Source organism: Clostridia bacterium (genome assembly GCA_014360065.1).
GTDB lineage: Bacteria > Bacillota > DSM-521 > Neomoorellales > JACIYF01 > JACIYF01.
Genome location: JACIYF010000002.1, coordinates 1 through 24,580 on the forward strand (window position 1 = coordinate 1; position 24,580 = coordinate 24,580).

The window sequence follows — 24,580 nt, forward strand, 5'->3', positions numbered from 1 at the left end:
ATCAGACTGGACCGGCTGCCTGGTACCCGCATCATATCGCCAAAGGTAGTAACAATAACTCCGGGTAGCCTGGCCAGGCCAATCATTTTATCGATATCCCCGGTATCGGTAACGCAGACGGGGCAGCCAGGACCGCTTTTAAGACGAAGTTCCCCCTTGAGAAGCTCCCTTATGCCACTGCGGGAAATGGCTACGGTATGAGTACCGCATACCTCCATAAAGTTAAGCGGCCTGGAGATCTTTTGCTGGAGCCTCTCTAAAATGCGTTGCCCGAGTTTTAGGTCTTTAAACCTCTGTAGTAACTCCATTGATTTCCTCCCATAATTTTAGAGTTTCCAGGGCTTCTTCCATATCAAGCTTACTTATGGCATACCCGGCGTGGAGGAGAACAAAATCTCCCACCTTGACTTCCGGCGTTACCCCAATGCTGATGCGACGCCGATTACCCATTATATCTACCCAGGCATACAGACCTTCAATTTTATATATCTTAGCCGGTACAGCTAGACACATGCTGCACTCCTCCAGTAGGCAATTGTCGCCTGACCTAGAGCCAGGCCTCCGTCATTGGTGGGTACCTGATGGTGGTAGTAAACGTCAAAACCTAATTCCGTTAATTTCCGGCGGGCCATTACCAGCAGGTAAGGATTTTGCCACGTTCCACCGCTTAAGACTACTTTGTTAAGGCCATTTTTGGCTCTTACCTCAGTTGCTCCTTGGCAAACCATCGCCACTAAAGTATTATGAAATTTAGTTGCAATCAAGGTTTTATCCGTACCCCTTTTTAAATCCTCGAGGATGCCCGCCAGGACTTCGGCCGGATAAAGTACTCCTTGCCGTATTTCAAAGGGATAGGATTCGCTGTACCCTCCACGCACAAGTTCGGCCAACTCCACTGCCGCCTGACCCTCGTAGAAATTTTCCCGGCAGACCTGCAACAGAGCTGCTACCGCATCAAAAAAACGACCGCAGCTGGAAGTCAAAGGAGAATTAAATTTGCTTTGGAGCAACTTGCCTACCAGGGCAACTTCCTTGTCCGAACAAGGAATAAAATTCCGGTAGCGCTCTATGCCTTCGTGACCGAAATATTGGTAGAGGTAAGCTAAGGCCATACGAAAGGGCTGGCGAACGGCTGCTTCTCCCCCTGGTAAGGGGACATAGGCTAATTGGACCTCACGCTGAAAGGAGCAAAAATCACCGCGTAGTATCTCAAAACCCCAGATGCAGCCGTCCGTCCCGTACCCGGTGCCATCACAAATTATACCGATGACCTCTTCCTGCAGTCCGTTCTCAGCCAGGCAAGAGGCCAGGTGGGCGTGGTGGTGTTGGACAGGTATAAACTGTTCAGCCGGCAGCTCTCGCGCCAGGCGGGAAATGCGGTAATTGGGGTGCAGATCATAGGCAATAACCTGGGGCACAATATTTACCAGTCGGGTTAGGGAAGCCAGGGAGGAGTGGTAAAAGGCAACACATTCCTCAGAACTCGTTTCACCGATGTACTGGCTAAAGAAGGCGCGGTTACCTTTTACCAGGCAGAAAGTATTTTTCATCTCGCCACCAGTACCCAATACACTTAACTCCCTGGGCGGGGCCGGTATTTCTAAGGGGCTGGGGACATAACCCCGGGAGCGCCGCCAAAATTGCAACTCGCCATCCATTACCTTTACTACCGAATCGTCACAACGATTTTCGATTTCCCGGTTATGCCAGAGAAAATAGTCCGCCACCTGTCCTAACTGAACCAGGGCTTCTTCATTATTCTTAACAAGGGGTTGGCCACTGGGGTTGCCACTGGTCATCACCAGGGCTTCGACTTTCCCATCAAAGAGTAGCAAGTGTAACGGCGTATAAGGTAACATGACGCCAAGGCTTTTAAGGTTGGGGGCCAGATTATCAGGTAAAGGGCTCCCGGGCTGGCGTTCCAGAACAACAATGGGGGCTGCCGGGCTAAGTAAAACTCGGGCCTCTTCGGGACTCACCCGGCAGTATTTCTGGACTGTATCTAAATCACGGCACATGATTGCCAAAGGCTTGGCCGGACGCCTTTTGCGCCGCCTTAACTCGCCAATAGCCATAGGATTACGAGCATCACAGGCCAGGTGAAAACCGCCCAACCCTTTAACAGCAACAATTTTCCCAGCCAGGATAAACTGGCGAAAACATTCCGCCCAATTTCCGGCAACCTCTCTTCCATTTCTATCTACTAGGAAAATTTGGGGGCCACATCGAGGACAAGCGTTAGGTTGCGCATGAAACCTGCGGTTACGGGGGTCATGATATTCCTGCTCGCATTCCCGGCACATAGGGAAAGCGCTCATAGAGGTTCGTTCCCGGTCATAAGGAAGATCACGAATAATGGTAAAGCGTGGGCCACAGTTCGTACAATTGGTAAAGGGATAATGAAAACGACGTTCTGCCGGGTTCAAAATATCCCGCCGGCAATCCTCGCAAATCGCGACATCCGGCGTGATAAGAACTTCTCTTTCCCCCTGACACTCGCTTTTAATTATCTCGAAGGAGGCATATCCCTGGGGATCCTGGGGAGTTAATCGTATGGCGGTAATCCTGGCCAGGCGGGGTGGATGATACTTTAGTTCCTTTAAAAAAGAGGCAACGGCAGCCGTTTCTCCTTCAATTTCCAGAGTTACCCCTGACACGGAGTTGAGTACCCACCCCTTGAGGCCGTATTTACACGCCAGGTTAAAAACATAGGGGCGAAATCCTACTCCTTGGACAATACCTTGAATTTTAACCTGGTAACTAATTATTTTTCCCGCTTCCTCCTGACGAGCTGAGTAAGCCATTGACACCAGGCCTCCACCCCCTCATCTTTCAGGGCAGATACCGGAAAGATTTGAATAGCGGAGTTGATGCCCCGCACGTCTTGCTCCAAGGCATCCATGTCAAAATTCGTATAGGGCAACAGGTCGATCTTATTAACTAACAAAGCCCTTGACTCCCGAAACATAAGTGGATATTTGCAAGGCTTATCGTTACCTTCAGTAACACTCAGAACCATTACCTTCATATCTTCACCTATGTCAAATTCGGCGGGGCAGACTAAATTGCCAACGTTTTCTACCGCCAATAGATCTAATTCATCAAGGTTCAAATCCTCGAGGCAAGAAGCAATCATATTGGCATCCAGATGGCAAGCGCCACTGGTATTGATTTGCACCACCGGTACACCTTTTTGGGCAATTCTTTCAGCATCCCTGGCCGTACAAATATCACCCTCGATGACTCCAATATTAAGTTGAGGTTGCAAATGTTCAATGGTTCTTTCCAAAATGGTGGTCTTGCCCGAACCGGGAGAACTCATTAGATTAAGGACAAAGACTCCTTTTTCCCGGAACAGTTCCCGGTTGGCAGCAGCCAGAGTATCGTTAGCCCCCAAAATACTGGAAACAAGCTTAATCTGCAACAACTTCAACCCCTTATCTTCCTAAATAATTGGGATCGCGTTGCCGAAGCATCCTTAATCACCCTCAATATAGTCAACATAGAGCTCACTCCCACTAACTACGGCGATATCGGTACACTGGCATTGGGGACAGCGGAAGCGATAACCCTCCACTAAAAACTGGTGAGAACATCGCCGGCAGCTTCCCTCTATTTCCTTTATTTCAACCTCCAGTTCCCCCTGCGCTATGAGGGGGATATCTTCTTTTAGTGTAGTAAAGCAGAATTCCAGGGAGTCAGGTACAACTGCCCTTAGCTTTCCTATAACTAACTTTATTTTCGTGATCCGGCGTAAACCGTAACTATGAGCGTTTTTGGTCACAACATCTAAGATTCCTTGCATTAATGCCAGCTCATGCATGCAGTTCATCCCCAGGCTCCACAAAGAGGATTTTTCTTAAAAGCTCCCCCACTGCCTTAACTGTAGCCGCCACCTCCGTTGTTAAAGAATCGCCAAAGGCCAAGCTGCCCGGCTGGATGCCGATTATAAATAGATCAGCGTTTGTTTCCCTTTGGAGATAAGCAGCTAAGAAAGAAAGGGGCAGGCCATGGGTAGAAGTGCAATAAGCACCTACCTCATCTATTTCGATGATGCTCACGGCACCTGGCGGTGCTCCCAAGTCTGCCGCATCGATAAAAACAATATGACTTGGTTGCAACTCAACCAGACGGCCTAAAAAGTTCTCGGGCATGTCACCGCAATTTATTAGGACTACATCCCCTCTATCCAAACCTGTTTCTTCTAAGGCGTTAATTACCGCTACCCCTGCCCCATCATCACCACGAATCTCGTTACCCACGCCGCATAAAGCTACTACCCTGCGCTTGGCAAGGCGGCAACGCAAGGCAGCTTCCAGGCTAACCTGCGCTTCCTTTGTTGTTTCTAGCACTATTCCCTCTGACCTCCTCCTTCCAACTGTTGCAGAAACTGTACAACCTCGTACATCTTGTTGTTCGAGCGGAAGTAGCGCACGCATTCCTGGTGGTTGCCTCTCACTACCCGTACCCCCAACTTTTCCAGTCCCGCAATGATCCGATCCATATGGGGGCAACGGGAATAAAAATCCTCCCAAATCAGGCAGGCAGCGACATGCACTACGTTAACACCCGTCTCCCGAATCAGCTTGCGAACAATAGGAACTACCCCTTTACCCGGACAACCGGGACATTGAAAGTTGGCTATGACCTGAAGGCTATCACCATAGCGCTTTGCTCGGGCTTCTCCCCTTAGGAATGACTTCTTACAGATAACGCTGGGGCAGGTGGTCTCTACCTTGGCGCAACCCATTAGAGCAACCTTAGCGATGTCTCCCGTCAACATAGTCACCCCTTTATTACTCGCTCCTGGCCTGCACCCTTAATTGTTCCGGATCCACCGCACCCGTAAAGCATAATTCATATTCGGAAGTTAAATGGTACATGCCACAACGGCAGACCTCCTCGCACATCTGACACATGACACACTGGAGAAGCCTGATCTCAGGGGGGCCCGTAGCCTTCCAGGCGGTATCATTCCAATAGACGTCTTCCTTTTGCGGGTCAAGCTTGAGCTCGATGGCATTAGCCGGGCAATACTTTAGACACAATTCGCAGCCCACACATTTGTAGCAGCTTAAGCAACGCCTGGCCTCGTTACGGGCCATCTCTTCGGTATAACCCAGGTAAACCTCTTTAAAATTCGACTTGCGCTCTTCGGGAGACAGCATGGGCATGGGCACTCGTTTTTTCTGCCAGGCCTCTTCCCGCAGGAACATATAACGTCGCTCGGCAGCAATGTCCAGGGCCTTTAAATCTCTACCGTAGTCATATTCATCAACAAAGGGATTGCCCTCATTACTGCCGCTTAAGTAGCGGTCGATGGCCAGAGAGGCACGGCGGCCGCCGGCCAGGGATTCTATAATAGTTGATGGTCCGCGAATTACCTCTCCCTCGGCAAAAACTCCAGCAACACTGGTGGCCCCGCTGTCCGGATCTACAGCTATCAAAGTGTCGCCGCGCGTGAGCCGGAACTGAGAGCGCTCTTCTCCCAGGACGCTTAAGTCGGCCATCTGGCCAATGGCAATGAGCACGCTGTCGCAGGGGATGACCTCGTGGGTAGACTCATCCAAGACAGGGTTGAAACGCCCTTCACTATCAAACACCGATTTGACTCCTATCAATTCGACCCCCGTTACCCGGCCATTCTTGCCCAAAATTTTTCTCGGCGCCCGGCGATGGAGAATGGTCATGCCTTCTTCGCAAGCCTCAGTTATTTCCCAGGCGTGAGCAGGCATTTCCTCCCGGCTTTCCAGGCATACCAGTTGAACTTCCGCCCCCAACCGGATAGCACAACGGGCCACATCAATGGCAACATTGCCGCCTCCAACAACTATGGCTTTTTTGCCAAGGTCGATCTTTTCGCCCAGGTTAAGGGCCCGCAAAAAATCGATGCCCCCCCATACCCCTTGTAGTTCTTCGCCCTGAACCCGCAACTTACGGCTGATATGGGAGCCAATACCTATAAAGATAGCCTTATAACCCATACCCCTGAGGTCGGCTAGGGATATATCCCGGCCAATGCGTACACCGGTGCGAAACTCTACGCCCAGGGCTGCAATAGCCTCTATTTCTGACCGGAGGACGTCTAGAGGCAACTTGTAGCGGGGCACTCCATAGCGTAACATCCCGCCCGGTTCCGGCAAGGCCTCAAAAACTGTCACCGGATAGCCTAGATAGGCCAGATCATAGGCAACCTGCAGACCGGACGGGCCGGCACCCACAACGGCAACTTTTTTTTGCGGATCCTGGTTCTTAGTGCGTACCGGCTTTTTTAGCAGTGGCTCGCCGCGTTCTCTCTTTTTTTGGTAGACCCAGTCGGCAACAAAACGCTTCAACCAGGCATCGGCTACGGGCTCCTCTTCCCCATAATTGCGTTTACACATTTCCTCACAGGGGTGATTGCAGGTACGACCAAGTGAGGCGGGCAGGCATACCTTCTGCCGGATGAGTTCAAGCGAACCTTCATAATCTCCCTCTACTATCTTACGTACGTATCCCCGTATATCTAAATGGGCCGGGCAGGCGAGACGAGCCGGGTCTGGCTTCTCATTAACGACGATTTCCGGCTTACCCCTGAACCCTGCCGGTACAGGCGGTTTAACGAAAGGGTAAGGAGTGGTGAAAGGTTTTTCTACCAGGCGCCTTAACGTTTCCAGTTTTACACTCATGCTCTTCACCTCGCCTTAGTGCATGATAATTATCCGCAACAGATCCAGGGCTGCGATGGGAGCTACGCCAAACCAGAAAAAACGCAAGGTTTGATCGATACGCAGGCGGGCGCAAACAGCCCGGATATAGCTCACCAGGCCCAATAATGCCAGGGTTTTAAGCAAAAAGCTGACTATGGGAGGCAATACAAAAGCGCCAAAATGGATGGATTCAGGTCCGCCAAAGAACAGGGATACCGCCAGTCCGGTAACGATTACCAGTTCAAGATGCTTGGCCAGGTAAAACATTGCCAATTTAGGACCCGAATACTCAATGAAAGGTCCATCATGAATCTCATAGAGAGCCAGAGGTGCATCAAAAGGTACCTTGTAGAGAATGGCAGGTAAAACCGTCAGGAGAGCAACAGCCGCCAGGGGAGCCTTCAAGAATAACCACCCGTGCTGGGCTTGGAAACTGACTATCTCGGTTAGGCCAAGGGAGCCAACGATTATTACCGGAGATAGTACGCTTAGGACCAAAGGGAATTCGTAAGCCAGCAAGAGGGTTAGACTGCGGGAACCGCCTACAGCTCCGTAAGGATTGCTCGAAGATAATCCTCCTATCCCAATGGCCAGCTCGGGAATGAGCAATAAAGCCAGAATTACCAACAAATCACCAGTGGAGGCAAGCACGGCCTGTGACGAACTCATAGGTATGAGCAGGAGCAGTACAGTAGTGCTAGCTACTGCCAGGACAGGGGCCAGGTTAAAGACGCTGCTTACAGCGGCGGCAGGTGTCAAATCCTCTTTGACAAAAAATAGTTTCCCGAAATCATAAAACGCCTGCCAGATAGGGGGCCCCATGCGATGCTGCATCCGGGCATAGAGCCTGCGGTCTATACCTTCATAGAGAAAACCTAAGAATGAGCAAAAGAGAAGACCAGGAAACCCCACAACCTGCAAGATAGTCTCGGCCATACCTACAACCTCACCCTTTCCTGATAAAGTTCATCCAGGGTATAAATCTGACGGCGACCAGTTTTGGCGCTGACCAGCGTCACCCGCTCCACACATCCGTAACAGTGATCAAAGGTGCGAATGGTAATGGGGATGTCGGCCACACTGTCTCCCACCAGGGCCGTTTTAAAAGCATTGATGTTGGCACCGGTGGGGCCGCGAAGACGGTTACGCTCCAGAACCTCGGTGCCGTTACCCCGCATATAGTGGCAGCACTCGCCCCGCGGTGCTTCCCAGCGCATAAGGGATTCCCCCTCGGGGATAGTATCCGGGGGCAAAACCCTAACGGGCCCGGCCGGCAGGTTAGCTAAAATCTGGCGGATAATCTTAGTAGATTCGTAGCACTCGTAAATCCGCACCAGGGTACGGGCCAAATTGTCACAGGTGTCAAAAACAGCCATATCCCAGTCCAGGAGAGGGTAGACCGAGGCAGGATCGGACTTACGAACGTCAAATTGAATACCGGATCCCCTGGCCATCATGCCCACGATGCAAAGCTTTCGGGCATCTTCTTTGGGGATAATGCCTACGCCCTTCAATCTCGCGATGGCAGTGGGCTCCCTGGTGAATATACTTTCGTAGTACTTGGTCTGCTCATCAAGGTAGTCCATTACCTCCAAAATCTTATGGGCTATGTCGGCATTTATATCCCGGCGCACACCGCCTTCTGTATTGTAATCTTTGCGCATGCGGTTACCGCACATGGCTTCAATGATATCATTAATTCGCTCGCGGTCGCGCCAGGTATAATGGAAAACGGTATCGAAGCCCATGTCCTGGGCAATGATGCCAAACCAAAGATAATGGGACTGCAGCCTCTCCAGCTCCATCAGTAGCGCCCGCAGGTAATGGGCCCGGGGCGGAATTTCCAACCCCATTCTTTCTTCCAGGCAGTAGGTAAAAGTACTGGATTCGGAATGATCACAGATGGCGCATACTCGCTCGATTAAATAGCGGGCTTTGGGATAGGGACGGCTTTCAACAGCCTTTTCCATGCCGCGAAAATTGTAACCCAGAATGAAGTCGACATCCACCACTTCTTCCCCGTCAATGACAAACTGAAAATGCACCGGCTCTTTTAGAATGATATGTTGCGGCCCCAGGGGCAGGATAAAGCGACCCTTCTGCCCTCCCTCCTGGCGGCCCGGGGGGTTATAGACCTTCTTGCCTATAACTTCTTCTGATGACCTTTTCTCCTGGTAAAGCCTGGTGAGGTCTTCGTTCCTATATTCCTTTCGTAGCGGGTAAACCTCTGCCGGCCAGTCTTCCGGCAGATAAATCGGCCGGTCATCGGGTATACCTTCTACCTTGACCCCGAAGAAAGACTGCAGCTCGCGTTCATACCACAAAGCCCCGGGGATCAGGTGGGTGATGGTAGGCACCCGGGCTTCACTGTACGGCACCCTCAAACGGAAATTAACGGTACAGTAAAGTTTGGGGAAATCGCCCTCCGAGATGTGGTAGAGAACTTCCAGTTCCTTATGATTATCTACCCCGGTAATGAAGGTAAGGAACCCCATGTCATGCTTTGTCATCAGGTACTTGATGCCTTCCAGCAGGCCGGTTTGATCCACGTCTATCCAGGCGCGGCCGGCGGCGGCCTCATAGGGTAGGCATACTTTCCGATCATGATCGAGGCGATACCCCAAAAAATGGGGTCCCAGAACATTTTTCAGCTCCAGAGCCAGCATTTCGGCATTCTTTTCGTTGGGACTCGCCATCTCATCTTCCCCCCAATTGTCTCTAGTCAGGGCTTTACTACTTTACCAGGTCATACGCAGGCTACCTTTTTACCGTAACGGCGGGACTTTTCTGCCAGGATGCCCAACGCCTGCACCGCGGCATGAATTACTCCGTCCGGCCGGTGAGGGCATCCCGGGACATAAACATCAACAGGAATAACTTTATCTACCCCTCCAATGATATTAAAGCAATCCCGGAACGCGCCCCCGGAGCAAGCACATGACCCCGAGGCCACTACTACCTTGGGTTCCGGCATTTGTTCATACACCCGCTGGAGAATGGGGGCCATATTATAATTAACCGGCCCGGTGACAAAGAGGATATCGCCATGGCGGGGCGAGCCTTTTAATAAAATGCCAAAGCGCTCTACATCCAAATAAGGCGTAAAGAGAGGTAACAGCTCCGCATCGCACCCGTCGCACGAACACGCGTTAACCCAAACGGCCCAGGGCGACTTGGTCTGGAAGAAAGCCCGGACATCTCCCCAATTCACTTCAAATCCCTCCTATCGTCTGTACCAGTAAGAAGATAAGCACGCCTACCGTTAGAATCACCCAGCCTAGCCCACCTTTAAGAAAACTTAAATCCAGGGCACCAAGCACCGGACCGAAGATGCGGCGAACAGCCCAGTACAGGTGCTGGCCAGCCATGTATAGCTCCCGGTCGGCGTAGCTGCAGCCCCACCCATCGCCTACTGTGGATACACCGTTGAGGTAAAGGGCGCTCTTTCCCGGGCAGGGTTGGGATCGTGTCAGCGACCTGCTGACTGCTACGACCAGGGAGGCTAAAACTGCTATTCCTAGCAAAAGCATGCCGGTTACGACCGGATCCCAGTAGCCCCAGACTTGAACCGCAGGTACAGCATCCACCAACACTGCTAAAGCCGACCTTAAATAAGTCAACGCCTGGGCTGGCCAGAGCCCCAGCAGGATACAAAGTATAGCGAGTACCCATGTAGGCAGCATGGTCAGCAACGATGGTTTAAATATTCTTCCCTCTGGTTCCCCCGGGCCCAGGAATAGTCCGGAGAATACCTTGCCGTAGGCTATAAGGGTCAGAGCGCTCACTAGCACCGCCATCACCGTGAGAACCGGCTGCCCTGCCTCTATGCCCGCTTGATATAGTAACCACTTGCTGGCAAAACCGTTTAAAGGCGGTACTCCAGCCGAGGCCAGGGCTCCCAGCCCAAAGAGCATGGTAATGGTGGGAAACCGCCGGCCCCAGCCGCCCAGGTAGCGCAGCTCACTGGTGCCAGCCTGACGGATGATGACTCCCGCTGCCAGGAACAGCAGGGTCTCCATAATAGCGAAGTTCATCAGGTGAAGTAAGGCGCCACTGGAGCCAATTGGTGTCCATAAGCCCAAGCCCAGCAGGATATAGCCTACCTGGCTAATGGAAGAGTAAGCCAGAACGCGCCGCAAATCATTTTGCTGGAGAATTAGAAAGCCGCCAACGAGCATCGTCAGCACGGCTAAGGCCAGTAGTATGGGCCGGACTATATTTAGCCAGGGAATATAAATGACAACCAGGAGACGTACCAGGGCATAAAGAGAGGCAGTCGTCGAGGCAGCCGCAAGAACAGCTCCTACTGGCATGCTTGCGCCAGCGTAGGCATCGGGCTTCCAGGAGTGCAGCGGTACTACCCCCGCCTTTAGCCCCAGACCGGCAATTAACGCGGCCATAGCCACAGACAAGGCCAGGGGCGGCTGCCCCTGGATCCCTAAGGCCTGGACTTTAAGGGCAAGGTCCCTCATATTCAAGGTGCCAACTAAGCCGTAAAGAACAGCAATCCCCAGCAGGACAGCTCCAGTCCCCACCGATCCAAGCACCAGGTATTTGTAGGCACCAGCTATCGCCTCAGCCCGCTCCTCTTCAAAGGCTACTAAGCCGTAAGCAGCAACGCTCATGATCTCCAGGAATACGTAAAGGTTAAAAATATCACCGGTAAAGGTAAGGCCCATTATTCCGACAGTGAGTAAAAGATAGAGGGTATAAAATCGTGTTAGTCCACTGTTTTGTCGCATATCGGCTATGGCATAAATACCCACCAGCAAACTGACCCCGATCGCCAGAAGCGCCACAATCAGATTAAAGCCGTCGATATTAAGGGTGATGCCCCACGGAGCCGGCCAACTTCCTAACCGGTACTCAACTTCTCCCCGGGTCCAGATGATCTGGGTCAGGCCAAGGCAAGCTGCTCCACTGATACCGAGGCTGGCCACGGCAAACCAGTCGCGAAGGCGCGGCAACCTCCATCGCTCCACTACCATCCCGACCAGCGGTGTAAGGAAAGCCGCCGCAAAAAGAATCACTATGGGTAAGATCGGCAATTGTTCCCGCATTTTATTTCCCCCTCAGCCCGACAGTATCCGTAACTCCCAAACGTTGGTATGCTTTTACGGCCAGGGATAAGGCTACGGCCGATACGCAAACGCCGATAACAATGGCGGTAAGAACCAGGGCCTGGGGGAGGGGGTCTACGAATGAAGTGGCCAAGTTTGTTACTATTTCCTTCGCCCCTCCGCCCTCTGGTAAAATGGGAGCCCTCCCGCCAGCGCGATAACCCAGACACAGCAGGAGTAGATGCAAACCGTCGCTCATAATCTTTAGGCCAATGGCGATCTTAATCAGGTTTCTCTTGAACAGCAGGCAATAGATGCCCAGCATAAAAGTTAAAATGGCCACTCCATACGGTAAGTTCTGCCACATTAACATTCCGACCCCCTTCCCACCTCTGGTGCTACCGGTTTCTGCCTTGCAGAACGATAAGCCTGGTCACCTCCGGCCAGAATGAAGGCCAGGACGACGGTGAGAAGACCAGCTGCTACATGCAATCCTGTTCCCAGGTTATATAGAGGAACGGCACCACCGCTAAAAAGAGTACCGAAGCCACCTTTGGGGAAAATGTTGGTCATAAAACCTACCCCAGCCAGCAAACTAGCTATACCTACAACAACAAGCAGGAAGATGCCGAAAGCATCCATTGCCTCCAGGCGGTGGGACGTAATTCTACTCCTTAATCCATCGATACCATAAGCCAGGATAAGCATGATCACCGCTGAGGCTACGATCACCCCGCCGGCAAAGCCGCCACCCGGCGTCAGGTGCCCATGGGCAACGACGTAGACACCGAAAAGCAGGGCGATGGGACACAGTATCCTCGCCACAACTTTTACAATTACAGTCATCCCATGGCCCATTTTTGAATCCCCCGCTAAGTTACCCGCTTGCTTCCTGCTGCTTTTAACGCCTTCCCGGTTACGAAAGAGAGCGGCTGCTGCGCAAACGGCAGTAAACAAAACAGTGGCTTCTCCCAAGGTATCAAAGCCGCGGTAATCCCACATAACAGCTGCCACTATATTGCGATTACCGCTTTCGCTGGCGGCCCGGACATTAAAATCGGTAGCGATGCTTTCAGTGTGGAATCCCAGCCACTGGCGCTGGGGAAAATCGCCGAAAGGCGGAAAGGCTTGGAGAGCGGCTGCAACCAAAAAAATGGTTAAAGCAACCACTAACGCCAACATCAGCCACCTTCCTAAGAAGTCACCAGCGCGCTCCTGCCTATTCATTTTTCGTCACCACCTTAGAAAGGCCCTCAGCTTCCTCTTCCCTTTTGGTGAGGCTAATGGCTAGGACATATAGAACCGTGCTCAGACCCGCCCCCACTGCCGCTTCGGTAATAGCCACATCAGGAGCCTGGAGCATGTAAAAGACCAGGGCCAGGATAGCACTAGCGCCCCCGCTAGCCAGGACGGCATAGAGCAGGTCATGTTGATGTACTGCCAGAACGCAGGCCAACAAGAAAAGAAGGAGAAGCCCGTAGAAGATATAAGCCTCGATTCCGTTCATCAATTACCCACCTCCCGCAGTAAATCTCGATTGGGTTCCTTCAACCATGGTTTCGTCCCGGCATAGTGAGCCGCCCGGCTGATGGCATGGGCTCCCACCGGCGAGGTACAAAACAAAAATAGTACTACCAGGACTGCCTTGAGGCTATAAGGGCTACCAAAACGATAAAGGGCAATCCCTATCAGACAGAGCCCGGCCCCACCCGCCACCGCTACCGTACTGGCATGGAGGCGGCAGTAAACATCAGGAAGGCGTATGAGGCCAAGAGCACCTACCAAAGCGCAAAAGGCGCCGATGGCAAGGAGGGATTTTCCGGCCAGGTCCAGGAGGTTCATGACCCAATCTCCCTTCCTTCAAGGTATTTGGCTATGGCCAGGGTGCCAACGAATGCTAGCAGCGCGTAGACAAAAGCTATGTCCAGGTAGAAATCTTTTTGATAATAAGTGCCAAGAATAATTAAGATTGCCGCCAGTAAAGCTGTAAAGGCATCCAACCCTACTACCCGGTCGGCCAGGGTAGGCCCCACTGCCACCCGGAACAAGCAAAGGATAGATGCCACTCCCAGTGCTAAAGTTATTATTAATAAAAAGTTCATTCTACCACCTTCTGCCACAATTTTGCCCAGGGCCCAAGGATCGCGCTGGCAGCCATTTCAGGGACGAGGGTGGACGCATTCAGCCAGTGCACATAAAGGTGTCGTTGATCGCGGTCAACGTCCATTGTCAAGGTGCCCGGCGTCATGGTGATCCCGTTGGCTACCCCGGTTAGACTGACCTCATGTTTGGCTTCAAGGGGTATACAAACAATAGCCGGATTTATGGGAAGACGCGGGTGCAGGATTAAATAAATAACCTGCAAGTGGGATTGTATTTCCGCCCAGATGTAAGCCAGGAGAAAAAGCAGTGCCTTGCCCCACCGTAACGGGTTTAACAGCGGGGCAACACGACCTGTAAAGAAAAAATCTGTAGCCAGCAAGGCAATCACTAAGGCCACCGCCGCGCCGGTGTAAACCTCGGGCAGAAGCACAGCTATACTTGCGCCCGGTAAAACCGCTCCAGCAAAGATGAGCCACATCAGCCACAGGAAAACAGCGGTAGCAGTAAATCTTATAAATTTGGGAGACGAGGTTGACAAAAAAGATTACCTCCTTTCCTTGGAACATGAAGGTTTCCCAACACACCCAGGCTTAAGCGTTTACCTCTTCAAGGCAATTTGCCCCCAGGAAATGCTAGATAAGCGTTGCACCTCCTTCTTTACCTCAGGCCAAAGTTAGACAGATACCTCAGTGGCACATGTCACAAGGCCTTACTGTGTGATTGTGGCTACAATTAACAAGGTTTCTGTGACACTCTCTTTACGCAAAATCCGTGCCGGATTTATAGCAGTGCCACTAACCCAGGCGAAATACGGAGAATGTCCTGGGAATACTCAATTATTAAGAGATACAAAAAAGCCGCGGATGGGGCATAAATGCCCCATCCGGCAGGCCTCAATCCTTATTTGTATCTCTGCTTGGGAATTACAAACCTGTGGCAAATATGCCACAGGTTTGTGGCTTCGAACCCACATGTTTCGTTTTTCTGGTCAAGCTGCCTCCGAAATATTGCCACGGTGTTGTTCCAGGAACAGAAGGATTGGACGAAACTTAACCACATTTCAACAGCAGCAGTTGCTCTAAAAGCCACCCTATGTAGGGCGGCTTATTGTCGAAAAAATAATCCATCTGTTACAGCGGAATGGTTTATAAAATCACAAACAGGATTACATAGTAGGCAATCATTATTGCCAGGCCCAAAGGTACCCCCAGTCGAGCCCATTCGCTGCTAGAAATCTCCAGTTTTCCGGCCGAAATGATATTGGGAATATTCCCTGGTATCAACATACCGCCACTTATTAATAGCCCCATTAAAACGGCTTTTACCTGGATACTGGTCATTGCGGGGCTAATTTCCGCAGCTGCCAGGGTTGCGTTATCTAAAATAGCAGAAATCATATTAATCCAATATAAAATCCGGCTATCTAGGCAGATAATGTAAGTATCAATAACAGGCTTAAAGCCAGCCCCCAGGAGTTCAAGGGCCAGGACAAAGACAAACACCTTTGCTGCCCGAACAAGCACCCCCGTATAAGATTCTACATTTCCCTCCACTCCAGCAACCTCGGTTGCCTTCACCACCCCACCCCGATCCACTAAAATCGTACTTAAGAGTCCTATTACCAGTACACCAGGGATAATGAATTCACCTACTTCGCGCATTAAGTACCAGAAGCCGCCACCCATTTTGGAGACAACAATGGTTGCTAAGGGTTCTCCAACCGGAGTCAAAACTGCTCCCAAGCCAACTGCAAAACAAGCCAGAATGTCCAAGCGTATCTTGTTGCGTCGATTTAGAGGGAGGTTATTAACTATCTCTACCAGGACCAGGGAAGCAATAATGGCCGTAATTACACTAGAAAGTAAACCGAGGAGGATAACTACCAGAAATATGAAAACCTTGAGGGGCATAAACCGCAAAATAGCATCAATGCCTACTTTAATTCGATCTTGGAGCAACTTAAATAAGATACCTGCAATTAGGACGGCTGCCGTAATCATGTATAAAAGATGATTCTCTAGAATTTCCAGGACTAACCCATTGCTAAAGACGCCGGAAACAATGGTCGCTGCCAGGCCCATGAAGAAAAGAAAAGGTTCAAGGTTATGTTCTACCTGTTTGATAAAAAAGGGCAAGGTAAGCACCAACAGTAAAATGATTATTAGGCCAATTAACAACTACCCTACCTCCCGATATGGAAGGGCCATGTCAAGCCCCTTCAAAAATCTATTGCGAGAATACCATTTAGAGACAAAATTATCCCCATACTCCTTCAGAATGTAGATGGCAATAGGTAGATTTAACTAAATCGGCGGTTGTTTAACCTGCTATACGCGGATTGAATACCACAAAAATTTATACGGAGGGAACGGCCCCGTGCGGTTGGTCACCTCCCCCTTTGCCCCAGGTCGAGGCTAAACAAGTATCCCAGCGGCACACATCACCAGACATTTCTGTGTGATGGTAGCTACAAGTAACAAGTTTGCACAAAATCATCGTTACACGCAAAATGCATGCCAGATATATGCCAGTGCCAATAATCCTGTAGGAAATACGGAAAGAACCCTCGAAGTATCCCGATTATGGAGGCGCGAAAGCTGGCGGATGGGGCATAAAGGCCCCATCCGCCAGGCCATCAATTTTTTTACCTCTCATCTTGCTAGTTGCAAACCTGGGGGGCGTTTGCCACAGGTTCGTGGCTTCAATTCCTTGGGGTTCGTTTTTGTGGTCATTATATATAAGCTCACATTCCGCACCCCTTTCCGGAATACCTAAACACACAGCTTGTACATTTTAGCGCAATGTGTTGCCAAAGCCACACGTCTAGTATTCGTACAGCCTCCGGGTAATGGATGCGGAAAATAAGTATTAGCTTCGCCATTCATTATTTTTCTGGCTTGAGGTTATGTTTGGCCAGCAACCGATAGAGGGTCTTCCGGTCCATTCGCGCCGTCCGAGCTGCCTCCGAAATATTGCCACCGTGTTGTTCCAAGAGCCTCAGCAAGTATTGACGTTCAAAATTGGCTATCCACTTTTTCTTGGCGGCAGCAAAGGAACTCCCGCCCATGGTTGCCTGTTCATCATCACCAGTACCCCTTACTAACGAACGGAATTGTTCCGGCAAATCCTCAGGCATGATAAAATCGTTTTCCGTAAGAGCTACTGCTCTTTCCAGTACGTTTTGCAATTCCCTAACATTACCTGGCCAGTGGTAGTTCTGCAATAGCTCCAAGGTCTGGGAGGAGATACCCTTTACTTGCTTATTATACATAAGGGTAAACTTGCCAAGAAAATGAACAGCAAGTAAGGGGATGTCTTCCAAGCGCTCCCGCAAAGGCGGTAAAGTCAGGGAAATAACGTTCAGGCGATAAAAGAGATCTTCGCGGAAAGTCTTTTCTTGCATAGCCTTATTCAGATCAACATTGGTAGCGGCTATTAGCCGGAAATCTACCTGGATGAGGTGAGTCCCACCAATCCGGCGGACTTCACCCTCTTGCAGTACTCGGAGCAGCTTGGCCTGCAAATTAATGTCCAGGTTGCCGATCTCATCCAAAAAGAGGGTACCAGTGTGCACCAGCTCAAAAATGCCTGGTTTTGTGCGGATAGCTCCTGTAAAGCTCCCCTTTTCGTAACCAAAAAGCTCACTTTCCAGCAAAGTTGGAGGTAAAGAGGAACAATCTACAGGAATGAAAGGCTTTCCGGCCCGCTGACTACTAGCATGGATGGCCCTGGCCAGTAGTTCTTTACCTGTACCACTTTCTCCGCCAATAAGAACGTTGGCATCCGTGCGGGCTGCTTTTATAGCCAGCCGAATGACATGCTGCATAGCCTTGCTCTTACCGATCAATTGGTTAAAGCTATGGTGTTCTTGTAATTGGCGCCGCAACTCCCTGTTTTCTTCCACCAGGTTCCTTTGCTGGAGAGCTCGTTCTATTACCAGGTGTAACTGACTTGCTGTGAAAGGCTTGGGAATATAATCATAAGCTCCGTTTTTTATAGCTTCCACCGCAGACTCGATGGTGGCATAAGCCGTAAAAAATATGACCATGATATCAGGGTCATAATCCTTGGCGGCCCGGAGAATAGCCATCCCATCCAATCGCGGCATTTTCAGGTCTGTTAAAACTACGTCTGGTTTCTCTTGCCTCAGGACGGCCAAGGCCTGTTCGCCATTTAGGAAAGTGACTACCTCATATCCAAGGGGCATCAATAAACGCCGGCAATTTTCTAGCATGTCTTCCTCATCATCAATGACCATGATCTTCCTTTTTCCTGCCATTTATCTCTATCTCCCTTCAGGAAGCATCTTTTATTTCCCGTTGATGAGGACTTGATACGGCGGGCTTCGAAGGACCTTGTCCAACTCTGGCCCCGGCAGCCGGCAGGGTTATTATAAACGTAGCCCCCTGGCCGGGTTGGCTGTTAACCTCAATACGGCCACCGTGATTTTCAATGATACCCTGGGTCACGAAGAGTCCCAGGCCTGTACCTTTACCCACCTCTTTAGTGGTAAAGAAAGGGTCAAAAATCCGCTCTAGGTTTTCCGGAGCAATTCCAACTCCTGTGTCGCTAACTTCTATTTTCACCCAGCCCGGGACAGACGAATAGGACGCAACCCTAATGATGCCTTCTCGTATGATAGCATCCCTGGCATTTTGGAGGAGATTGATCAGGACCTGTTGCAGGTGATCCGGATTGCCGTATACAAAGGGCAGTTTGCAGTCCAGGTGCTTCTGCAGCTGGATCTGGGCTTTCTCCAATTGATTACCTAGCAAAGAGAGCACCCCTTCCACTACCTCATTGAGGTCCACGAGTTGGAAGGTTTCCGTTGGGCGCCGGGCAAAGGAAAGAAGACTCTGGGTGGTAGTAGTTATACGCCGAGCATGCTTACCAATTACCTGCAGGTCTGTAATCAGGGAAGAAAGTTCTGGTTGTAGCCCGTTTTGTAATTCTGACAGCATACATTCCAGGCGGGCAAGAATAATACTGGCCGGATTATTGATTTCGTGGGCAAGCCCCGCCGCCAGCTGGCCAACAACCGCCATTTTTTCTGACTGGATTAGCAGTCGCTCGAACCTTTTTAGTTCCTCGTACCTTTCTACCAGAGCCTTATTTAACTGGTTTATCTCCCGGTTGGCCTCTTCCAGTTGTTGTTTTTCTTTTTGTAACCTGGCAATTAGCCTGCTTCTTTGGATGGCCAGGCCGGTAAGGTTAGCTATGGCCAGGATTACCTCCTGGTCCTCTAAGGTAAAAACTCCAGGTTCGGCACTGGCTATGGATAGAACGGCTATAATTTTCTGGTCAACTTTAACGGGGAGGCAGAGATATTTTTGGATGGCCGTCTCTGTCATCAGGTAAGCACAGTCTTGAGCGCCATTAGAGAGGTTAACTATCACCGGGAAACCATCACGCAGAGCCGGACACTGCCTGGAATTCAGTGCTTCCTGGCAAAGGTTTGTGCGAGGCTGTGATAGGAAACACCGGTGAGCTTGTAAGGAAAAAGTTTCTCCCTCCAGCAAGAAAAATCGACAACAGTAAGTGGGGAAGAGCTGCCTCATTTCCCTTACCACCACGGTTGCTATCTGGTCCACTTCCATAGGCAGGTAACCAAAAAGGTTATTTAGTTTAAGCACAGTGGCAAAAGCCTTATTCACCTTGCCTCGCCCCTATTGTCTTTTGGCTGCCATGAATGCCGTTACATACTCAGGCCGGGCGTCCAGGGGTAGTTCGCAACCAGAGCTGAGGATAAGTTGTTGACCAGGCAATTGAGTTAAGGCCTGAACTTCTTCCTGAATCTTTTTTTCTGGTCCTGATACAAAAAGGTAAGGTTTGACGTTACCTATGAAGCAAATGCCAGGTAATAGTTGCATGGCCTCGACAGGCGAAACGACGTAATCAAGCCCCACCAAATTTACAGGTATCTCTTCCAGGCAGGGAAGGATTTTTCCTACCGGACCGGTAATTTGCAACCAGCGAATACTAGCCCCCGCAACCGCATAGGCTGAGAATATACTCTCCAGGAGGGGAACAAGATAGCTGTGAAAAGCAGCCGCGGGCAAAACGGCGAGTGAGCCAGCTGGTTCTAGAAGTACCAGACCATGGGCTCCTGCGGCTAAAAGAGCCTGGCCCTGCAGGGTGCTCACCCGGGCCGTGAAGGCCAGGATTTCCTGGAATCTCGCTGGAGCGTCAATTATCAGGTATAAGAGCTGTTCCAGACCCAGTAATTGACCGGCTATTGTCATAGGTCCTGTCACTTTGCCCACCACTGGTACCTGGTTTTTCACCTGCCGGCGCAACAAGGCACAGGCCTTAAGAATGACTGGCATTCGCCCCGCCTTTGTAGGTTCAGGCAATCGCAAGGAAGCCAGGTCGTTAAAACCTAGCCGGCCGATTACATAGGGATAATCATCTTCAGGATATTCCAGGATGGCTCCCAGGGCCTCAGCCTCCACCGAATTATCGGCCCCTACCAGGAGTAAATCGTATTTGAAACGCCTGTAGCTGGTAAGGAGGCTCTCTGCCATAGCCTCAGCTTCTGTCACATAACGGCGGACTGGAACTCCGGCTATTCTTGCTGCCCAGGCTAGCACCTGCGGCGCTGCTGGTATTGTTTCTGGCTTTAGCTCAATAGCTCGCATTATCCTCGTGTAGGAATTCACGGTTTAACCCCCTTCGCGGTACAAAGCCTCAGCGCAGTAAAGACGTCTCTGGCTATCAAATCCACGTTGAGATCTTCGGGGCAGCACTGCTGTACAGCTGCGCCCCCAGCAATTACTTTTATTCCCTCAAGACCGACTTTTTGGGCGAAGGGCTTGATTTCCCGTACGGTATGAAATGTAGTGGAAATGAGGGTGGAAACGCCAATCCAGCTTGCCTGTTCCTGCTGGGCTACAGTAACGAAGGTCTGGGGCGGTACGTCTGTTCCCAGGTCTATTACCCGAAAGCCTGCTGCGGTAAAGATTATTTTTACTATGTTTTTGCCTAAGTCGTGGATATCGCCCTGGATGGTGCCTAAGACTATGGTGTCTTGCAGCACCTGCTTCATATTTAAATGACCGTGAGCTTGTAAAACGTTCATGACGCTCATTACGGCCCGGCCGGCCAACAAGATTTCCAGCAGGTTAAATTCATCGTTGGTACATTTTATGTCCAGGGAACGCAAGGCATGGGTCAACCCCAGTTCTATCACAGCCTCTACCGGGAGACCGGCTCGCAACAGTTGGAGAGCGATCTCTGCCGCTTCTGCACTGCGGCCTTCCATAATAACTGTAGCCAGTTTGTTAGCATCCACCATGGCTCCATCTCCTAAAAAGAAAATTAAGCCAAAAAATATAGCACCTTGCTGTACCTAGGCTTGGTATCAAGCACCTGAAGCCAGGTCACCCAAAGCCTTTTCCTGGAGCCTCTAAATCTGATAACTAAATTTTCTAACGCCTGCTATCCAGGTTTCTTAGCACGAGATAGGAATAACCGAGCCTTGCAGGCAGATAAAATGCCGCCCATTATCGACATAAGACGGATGCCCGCAGGTCTACTAGTCATGCTTTTAATTCGCCAGACAGGAAGTATGTTCCTCCCGAGTTCGACAGTTTTGAGGCACATGGGGAAGCGTGGATCTTGCAATGGCGCGGTTTTCGGGGATTTGGATTAGGGAAAACGAGAGAAGGCGTAGGCACACCATATACGGCCGGGTATCAGGAATATGCGTGGCAGTAGCGAATAGAGTAGGCATGTACATCCGAACTGCGCAGCGCAACAACAAGGACCACGCTTACGTCCATGTAATGTAAGGACTTTGTCAGAGTTACTCCCAACGCTCTTCGCCAAAGCATAGACCATATACTGATCAAGGCTCACGTTTTCTTTCCTATGGCCAGGGGTCAAGTGCCGGATATAACTTTTTTACGTAAATACCCAGCGGCGGATTGAAAGGCCCGGGCCCGGTGGCTAATGCGGTTTTTTACCATCGGCGGCAGCTCAGCCATGGTGGCCCGGTACCTGGGGACCACAAATAGGGGGTCATAGCCAAAGCCGTGGTGACCGCGGGGAGAAAAGCCAATGTAACCTTCGCAACAACCTTCAAACCAGCGCTTTTCCCCCGAGGGGAGGGCAATGCAGATGACGCAACGGAAGCGGGCCCGGCGCCGGGGTTTGGGCACCCCACGAAGCAGCGCCAATAGCTTCTGGTTGTTGCGGGCATCGTCCTTGGGTTCGCCGGCAAAACGGGCCGAATGTACCCCAGGAGCACCTCCTAGATAATCCACTTCCAGGCCCGAGTCATCGGCTAGGGAGAGCTTACCGGTGGCGCGCAGGGCAAAGTCAGCTTTGAGCTGGGCATTGGCTTTAAAAGTGGCGCCCGACTCCTTCGGCTCACCCACCCCGGGAAAGTCAGCCAGGCACAAGAGTTCCAGGCCGCTAATGCCTGCGGCCTGGAACAGCTCTTGGTATTCGCGGATCTTGCCTCGATTATGGCTGGCTATCACTATCTCCATGGCTGGGCTCTCCGTCTGCCTGGGGAATCCACTTCCCCACCAGCTCGGCCACTTCCCCCAGGCATTGGCGCTGGTAGGCTATCAATTGTTCAATACCTTGCCAGGCAAGGGCCAGCATGGCATCCATCTCTTCTTTGCTAAAGGGGCTGCCCTCGGCTGTGCCCTGGATTTCAACCAGCTGGCCTCGACCGGTCATGACCACGTTCATATCTACTTGGGCCTGAGAGTCTTCATGATAGTTAAGGTCGAGGAGGATCTCGTCCCCAATCTTGCCAACGCTCACCGCCGCTACGTAGTCGGTAACCGGCAAGTTCGGCCACCCCTCTTGGTCCGCCAAGGGCTTAAGGGCGTCGACCAGAGCCATAAAGCTCCCAGTAATGGCTGCGGTCCTGGTACCGCCATCGGCTTGGATGACGTCGCAATCAATCCAAATAGTTCGCTCTTTTAGGGCCGATAAATCCACCACCGAACGCAAGGAGCGCCCAATTAGCCGTTGAATCTCATAAGTTCGGCCTCCGGGGTGGCCCTTAGCTGCCTCCCGGACCGACCGCACCTGAGTCGAACGGGGAAGCAACCCGTATTCGGCCGTGATCCATCCCTTGTTCTGACCCTTTAAAAAGGTGGGTACCTTGTCCTCAATGCTGGCAGTACAGATCACCCGGGTATCTCCCATCTCCATCAGCACCGAGCCCTCAGGGTACTTGAGATAGGGGCGGATTATCCTCACCTGACGGAGCTCATTGGCTTTGCGCCCCTCCAACCTTTGCAAGGGCCATACCCCCCACTTCCAGTTCGGGGCCAAAAATATCGGCCCGAGTCACCGGCCCTAGCCGGCCCTCGCCCACCAGCTGGGTCGCGGTGCGATAGAAAGCCTCCGGGCTCCCGCTGACATAAAATTCCTGCCGGCAGCAGCATGAAGCATCGGCCAAGGCTTGGTTTTTGGCCAGCAGGGCTTTCACTTCCAGCACCGTAGCTTCGGCGGGATCAACCAGCTCTACCCCCACCCCCGCTATCTCGGACACCAAGTCGCGTAGGTACGGGTAATGAGTGCAACCGTACACCAGGGTATCAATACCTTGTCTCAACAAAGGCTGCAAGTAGCGATATACCGCCTCCCGAGCCCTCAATGAATGGGTTTCCCCGGCTTCGATCAGCGGCACCAGGAGCGGGCAGGCCTCCATCCATACCTCCGCTTTGGGATTCTCCCGCTTAAGGGCCCGGAGATAGGCCTCGCTCTTAACCGTAGCCTCGGTGGCAATAACTCCAATTTTTCCCCCTCGGCTGGCCCGCACCGCCGCCTGGGCCCCGGGCTCGACTACCCCTACCACAGGAATTTGGTACTTTCGCTTTAGGCTATCCAGGGCTACCGAAGATGTAGTATTGCAAGCATCAATAATAACTTTGCACCCTTTTTCCACTAGAAAAGCAGTGATGGAATCGGCCAAACTAATTAATTCGGCGACCTCCCGCGAACCGTAAGGTACGTGGGCAGTATCGCCGAAATAGACGATGGACTCATATGGCAGGTGCTTCCAGAGCTGTTCAACTACTGTAAGGCCCCCTACGCCGGAGTCAAAGACCCCTATAGGCCGGCACTTTAGCAACGCTCTACCCCTCTTTTCTCGCCTCCCGGCAATTTGCTTCATCATTGTAACAACCACAATCGGCAGTGTCAAACTAGAAACTATTGGCCAATCACCAACGAGTGGTCAGGCGCCAAGGCCTCGGAAACGTCCAAATGGCCGGCCAGGCTCTGGATCTCCTTCCCATCCACCAGGATCTTGACTTGCTTGACAGTAGGAAACTGGGCCAAAGTATTGACGATGGAATAAACCGTTAAGGCCTCGCCAGTGGAACCGCCTTTGTGGTTTTTCACCAACTCCTCCGAGAAATCAACGATGCACAGCCCATCCTTGCGCACATTGATATCTTTTAGCTGGGTACCCTGGGGAATGGTCGGTATCAGCGCCGATCCCGGTGCCGGCCCCTTAATCAGCTCTTCGATGGTGGCTCGGGCAATCCCTTCCACCTTGGGGATGGAGCGCTCTTCCTTGACCAATCCTTTCCCCTGGGCATCGCTGAAGTACAGCACCACCGTCTGCGTCTCTTGGCTGGGAGCTGGTGCCCCTGGTTCCGGAGCCGGCAGAGCTGGAGGCGGGGCAGTGGAAGAATTAGATTCCGGCTGGCCTTGGATTTGTTGCTGGATCTCTCTTAAGCGCTCCCCGCACCCGCCCAT

Annotated in this window: 27 protein-coding genes; all 27 read right to left on the reverse strand. The window is 51.5% G+C overall.

Annotated elements, in window-relative coordinates:
* Positions 1-308 (reverse strand): hydrogenase formation protein HypD (locus tag H5U02_00645; protein ID MBC7340961.1); only part of this gene is annotated, 308 nt, incomplete at its 3' end.
* Positions 286-513, reverse strand: a complete 228-nt coding sequence (locus tag H5U02_00650) for a HypC/HybG/HupF family hydrogenase formation chaperone (protein ID MBC7340962.1) — start codon at positions 511-513, stop codon at positions 286-288. The genes H5U02_00645 and H5U02_00650, both read right to left, overlap by 23 nt.
* Positions 504-2,804 carry a carbamoyltransferase HypF gene (hypF, locus tag H5U02_00655; protein ID MBC7340963.1) on the reverse strand — a complete coding sequence of 767 codons (2,301 nt, stop codon included), beginning with the start codon at positions 2,802-2,804 and terminating at the stop codon, positions 504-506. The genes H5U02_00650 and hypF overlap by 10 nt, the downstream gene beginning before the upstream one ends.
* Positions 2,765-3,424, reverse strand: a complete 660-nt coding sequence (hypB, locus tag H5U02_00660; GenBank protein ID MBC7340964.1) for a hydrogenase nickel incorporation protein HypB — start codon at positions 3,422-3,424, stop codon at positions 2,765-2,767. The genes hypF and hypB overlap by 40 nt, the downstream gene beginning before the upstream one ends.
* A 54-nt stretch (positions 3,425-3,478) precedes the next feature.
* Positions 3,479-3,832 (reverse strand): hydrogenase maturation nickel metallochaperone HypA, encoded by a 354-nt coding sequence (locus tag H5U02_00665; protein ID MBC7340965.1) that lies wholly within the window; start codon positions 3,830-3,832, stop codon positions 3,479-3,481.
* Entirely contained in the window at positions 3,816-4,352 is a 537-nt protein-coding gene (hycI, locus tag H5U02_00670) for a hydrogenase maturation peptidase HycI (protein MBC7340966.1), read from the reverse strand. The genes H5U02_00665 and hycI overlap by 17 nt, the downstream gene beginning before the upstream one ends.
* The gene (locus H5U02_00675; GenBank protein MBC7340967.1) at positions 4,352-4,789 is read right to left on the reverse strand and encodes a CGGC domain-containing protein; all 438 of its coding nucleotides are present in this window, start codon (positions 4,787-4,789) and stop codon (positions 4,352-4,354) included. Before H5U02_00675 ends, hycI begins: the two co-directional genes overlap by 1 nt.
* A gap of 7 nt (positions 4,790-4,796) precedes the next feature.
* The gene (locus H5U02_00680) at positions 4,797-6,668 is read right to left on the reverse strand and encodes an FAD-dependent oxidoreductase (GenBank protein MBC7340968.1); all 1,872 of its coding nucleotides are present in this window, start codon (positions 6,666-6,668) and stop codon (positions 4,797-4,799) included.
* Positions 6,669-6,683: 15 nt separating this feature from the next.
* A complete protein-coding gene (locus H5U02_00685; protein MBC7340969.1) occupies positions 6,684-7,625 on the reverse strand; it encodes an NADH-quinone oxidoreductase subunit H in 942 nt (313 codons plus the stop codon).
* A gap of 2 nt (positions 7,626-7,627) precedes the next feature.
* The gene (locus H5U02_00690) at positions 7,628-9,385 is read right to left on the reverse strand and encodes an NADH-quinone oxidoreductase subunit C (protein ID MBC7340970.1); all 1,758 of its coding nucleotides are present in this window, start codon (positions 9,383-9,385) and stop codon (positions 7,628-7,630) included.
* 50 nt (positions 9,386-9,435) lie between these two features.
* A complete protein-coding gene (nuoB, locus tag H5U02_00695) occupies positions 9,436-9,900 on the reverse strand; it encodes an NADH-quinone oxidoreductase subunit NuoB (protein ID MBC7340971.1) in 465 nt (154 codons plus the stop codon).
* A gap of 1 nt (position 9,901) precedes the next feature.
* Positions 9,902-11,749: a hypothetical protein gene (locus tag H5U02_00700; GenBank protein MBC7340972.1), complete on the reverse strand. Its 1,848-nt coding sequence runs from the start codon at positions 11,747-11,749 to the stop codon at positions 9,902-9,904.
* A gap of 1 nt (position 11,750) precedes the next feature.
* Positions 11,751-12,122, reverse strand: a complete 372-nt coding sequence (locus tag H5U02_00705; protein MBC7340973.1) for an NADH-quinone oxidoreductase subunit K — start codon at positions 12,120-12,122, stop codon at positions 11,751-11,753.
* Complete coding sequence (locus H5U02_00710) at positions 12,116-12,976, reverse strand: hypothetical protein (protein ID MBC7340974.1); 861 nt, start codon at positions 12,974-12,976, stop codon at positions 12,116-12,118. The genes H5U02_00705 and H5U02_00710 overlap by 7 nt, the downstream gene beginning before the upstream one ends.
* Positions 12,969-13,256, reverse strand: a complete 288-nt coding sequence (locus H5U02_00715; protein ID MBC7340975.1) for a DUF4040 domain-containing protein — start codon at positions 13,254-13,256, stop codon at positions 12,969-12,971. Before H5U02_00715 ends, H5U02_00710 begins: the two co-directional genes overlap by 8 nt.
* Positions 13,256-13,591, reverse strand: a complete 336-nt coding sequence (locus H5U02_00720; protein MBC7340976.1) for a monovalent cation/H(+) antiporter subunit G — start codon at positions 13,589-13,591, stop codon at positions 13,256-13,258. Before H5U02_00720 ends, H5U02_00715 begins: the two co-directional genes overlap by 1 nt.
* Positions 13,588-13,851 (reverse strand): cation:proton antiporter, encoded by a 264-nt coding sequence (locus H5U02_00725; protein MBC7340977.1) that lies wholly within the window; start codon positions 13,849-13,851, stop codon positions 13,588-13,590. The genes H5U02_00720 and H5U02_00725 overlap by 4 nt, the downstream gene beginning before the upstream one ends.
* A complete protein-coding gene (locus H5U02_00730) occupies positions 13,848-14,390 on the reverse strand; it encodes a Na+/H+ antiporter subunit E (GenBank protein MBC7340978.1) in 543 nt (180 codons plus the stop codon). The genes H5U02_00725 and H5U02_00730 overlap by 4 nt, the downstream gene beginning before the upstream one ends.
* Positions 14,391-14,997: 607 nt before the next feature.
* Positions 14,998-16,029 (reverse strand): DUF1646 family protein, encoded by a 1,032-nt coding sequence (locus H5U02_00735; GenBank protein MBC7340979.1) that lies wholly within the window; start codon positions 16,027-16,029, stop codon positions 14,998-15,000.
* A 707-nt stretch (positions 16,030-16,736) separates the two neighbouring features.
* Positions 16,737-18,131 carry a sigma-54-dependent Fis family transcriptional regulator gene (locus H5U02_00740; protein ID MBC7340980.1) on the reverse strand — a complete coding sequence of 465 codons (1,395 nt, stop codon included), beginning with the start codon at positions 18,129-18,131 and terminating at the stop codon, positions 16,737-16,739.
* A 16-nt stretch (positions 18,132-18,147) separates the two neighbouring features.
* The gene (locus H5U02_00745) at positions 18,148-19,506 is read right to left on the reverse strand and encodes a GAF domain-containing protein (GenBank protein MBC7340981.1); all 1,359 of its coding nucleotides are present in this window, start codon (positions 19,504-19,506) and stop codon (positions 18,148-18,150) included.
* A gap of 12 nt (positions 19,507-19,518) precedes the next feature.
* Positions 19,519-20,511: a uroporphyrinogen decarboxylase gene (locus H5U02_00750; GenBank protein MBC7340982.1), complete on the reverse strand. Its 993-nt coding sequence runs from the start codon at positions 20,509-20,511 to the stop codon at positions 19,519-19,521.
* Positions 20,508-21,146 (reverse strand): cobalamin B12-binding domain-containing protein, encoded by a 639-nt coding sequence (locus tag H5U02_00755; protein ID MBC7340983.1) that lies wholly within the window; start codon positions 21,144-21,146, stop codon positions 20,508-20,510. Before H5U02_00755 ends, H5U02_00750 begins: the two co-directional genes overlap by 4 nt.
* A gap of 586 nt (positions 21,147-21,732) precedes the next feature.
* Positions 21,733-22,344, reverse strand: coding sequence for an XTP/dITP diphosphatase (locus tag H5U02_00760; GenBank protein MBC7340984.1), 612 nt, complete (start codon positions 22,342-22,344; stop codon positions 21,733-21,735).
* Positions 22,319-23,113 (reverse strand): ribonuclease PH, encoded by a 795-nt coding sequence (rph, locus tag H5U02_00765; protein MBC7340985.1) that lies wholly within the window; start codon positions 23,111-23,113, stop codon positions 22,319-22,321. The genes H5U02_00760 and rph overlap by 26 nt, the downstream gene beginning before the upstream one ends.
* Entirely contained in the window at positions 23,082-23,948 is an 867-nt protein-coding gene (locus tag H5U02_00770; GenBank protein MBC7340986.1) for a glutamate racemase, read from the reverse strand. Before H5U02_00770 ends, rph begins: the two co-directional genes overlap by 32 nt.
* Positions 23,949-24,028: 80 nt before the next feature.
* Positions 24,029-24,580 (reverse strand): GerMN domain-containing protein, encoded by a 552-nt coding sequence (locus tag H5U02_00775; GenBank protein ID MBC7340987.1) that lies wholly within the window; start codon positions 24,578-24,580, stop codon positions 24,029-24,031.